2 protein-coding genes are annotated in these 2382 nt (G+C 62.9%); one reads left to right on the top strand and one right to left on the bottom strand.

The features are described 5' to 3' along the window. Positions 1 to 255: 255 nt before the first annotated feature. Positions 256 to 1527, top strand: coding sequence for a DUF1254 domain-containing protein (locus tag VIQ49_RS17480; RefSeq protein ID WP_331886842.1), 1272 nt, complete (start codon positions 256 to 258; stop codon positions 1525 to 1527). Between the two features lie 30 nt (positions 1528 to 1557). On the opposite strand, the gene VIQ49_RS17475 is transcribed toward VIQ49_RS17480, so the two are convergent. Next, positions 1558 to 2382, bottom strand: an 825-nt coding sequence (locus VIQ49_RS17475) for a hypothetical protein (protein WP_331886840.1), incomplete at its 5' end; no start/stop codon positions are given.

The raw sequence follows: 2382 nt of genomic DNA, 5'->3' as shown, positions 1-2382 counted from the left end.
TGATTTGAGGATGCGGGGTTCTTGTAGCTCGTAGCATTCTCGCAAACCTAGCAGTGTTCATCTGTCCCATAGGTGAACTCATGGCCCGACATCACCGAACTGTCCCCGACGCGGTGATGTCGGATTATCTTGGCGCCCCGTTTGTGAAACGATCTGCTTGTACCCCATTCTCTCAGGAGGACTCAAGTGACAGGCGTTCGGCAAGATACCGGCTCGGAGTTGGCCGCGAGAGCTTACTTGTACGGATTTCCCTTGGTGTTCAACCTCGATCAGGTCAATCGGTTTGTCCAGGAGGGCGTGGGTGCCGTCCCGGCCGCGCCGTACAACACGTTTGGCCACGGTAGAACTCTGGCGGGACCTGCAGATACGTTTGTCACGATCAACAACGACACCCTGTATTCGATGGCGTCGTTGGATCTCTCAGTGGGCCCGGTCGTGCTCGAGGTTCCTGATACCGCTGGGCGCTATTACGTTTTTCAGTTCGTCGATGCGTGGACGAACAACTTTGCCTATATCGGTCATCGCGCGACGGGAACCGGTCACGGTCGTTTCCTTCTCGTCCCACCCGGCTACAGCGGCGAGGTCGAGGATGGGATCACGGTGATCACATGTCCGACAGCCGTCGCCTCGATCGTCGGCAGGTGGGCGTGCGACGGCGATGACGACCTCGCGGCCGTTCACGCCTTGCAGGACGCTACCTCTCTCACCCAACTAGACCCGGCGGCGCTGCCGGTCGGACTTCCGGAACCGGTCGACGGAGTGTCGGCCGGACTGCTGTTTTTCGAGAAGCTCCGGTTGTGGTCGCAGGCGTATCCGCCGGCCGAGCGCGACAAGGCACTACAGGAGACTTTGTCGCCGCTGAAAATCGATGTGCCGGGAGATGATTCACCTTACGTTGGTGCAGAGGCAGGCTGGGTCGCGGAGTTGGAAGCCGGTGCCGCAGCCGGCGAACGCACCTTGGAGACCGCCCTGACCTCGGGGTCGAGTCCTGAGGTGAACGGCTGGAAGCTGACCTTCCACGCCTTCGACTACAACCTCGACTTCTTCGAGATCGGCACTCTCGACGGTGATGAGTACAAGATATCCGACCCCACCCTCCGAATCGTCGAGCGGGCCGCTGCGGCCAAGGGCGGGCTGTGGGGCAATCATGCCTACGAGGCCGCGTACATCATGACCTACGTGGACGATCGAGGCGATCAACTTGTCGGAAGCAGCACGTACACACTCACTTTGAACCCCGTGCCGCCGGTGAATGCCTTCTGGTCGCTGACGATGTACGACATTCCGGACTTCTATCTGGTGGACAATCCGATCAACCGGTATTCGATCGGTGATCGGACCCCGGGACTGGACCACGCCGACGACGGATCACTGACGATCGTCATCAGCAACACCGCGCCGGAGAATACGGCCAACTGGTTGCCCGCCCCTCCCGGGGAGTTTCGGCCGGTGTTGCGGATGTACGAGCCGGACCCGGCGGTCCTGAGCCGCGAGTACGAGGTGCCCGCCATCGTCCGGGTGGACTGAGAAGTTCCACCCCGGACGGCGGACCAGGGTTCAGCAGAGGCAGATCTGGGCCGACCGCAACCATGAGGCGAACGCTTCCTGGTCGGTGCTGTCGGTGACCCACCAGGTGATGGTGCCGTTCTTCTCCGAGTAGATGATGTACGCCACCGTGTTGTCGTCGAAGGTGTCGAAGTAGGCGTACACCGGTTCGCCCTCGAAGGTCTGGGTGAACATCTCGGAGGTGTTGCTCTCGGCGTACTCGGCGTCGGCGATCGCCTTGATGTCGGAGGTGCCGGCGTCGAACAGTGCGATGGCACTCGGCGGTGCGCCGGTGGTTCCCTCGGTCAGTACCGACTCGGCCGGCGCGCAGATGATCGCGGCAACGGCGTAGTCGGGGCGGTCGACGGCCTGGCAGGTCTCGGTGTCGAACAGGTCCGGATTGGCGTCGACGAGGCCCTGATCGTCCGCGTCCAGCGTGCCCGGTGTTGTCGAGACGTCGGTCGTGGGCTCGGCGGGTTTCGTGGTGGTCGCAGACTTCGAGGTGGATGTCGTTGTCGACGGCGACGTGGTCGAGGAACTCACCGGCCCGGCTTTGGGATCATCGTCGCCGCTCGAACTGACGAGGGCAACACCGAGGATCGCGGCAACCAGCACCACAACCACCGCGGCGATCGCGCCGATCGTGAGATTGCGCTTGCGATTCGGGTTCGGACCCGGCGGCTGGGGAGATGCGCCATAGGCCGAGGCGTAGGTCGACTGCGGATCGGTCCCGTACTGCGAACCGGCGCCGTATTGCGAGCTCGTGCCGTACTGGGGATTCGTTCCGTACTGGGCAGTGGGCGCAGGGCCGCCGGTCGGCGCCGGTGCGAAGGGCGG

Source organism: Williamsia sp. (assembly GCF_036566845.1).
Taxonomy (GTDB): domain Bacteria; phylum Actinomycetota; class Actinomycetes; order Mycobacteriales; family Mycobacteriaceae; genus Williamsia.
This window is presented reverse-complemented; position numbering and strand designations above follow the sequence as displayed.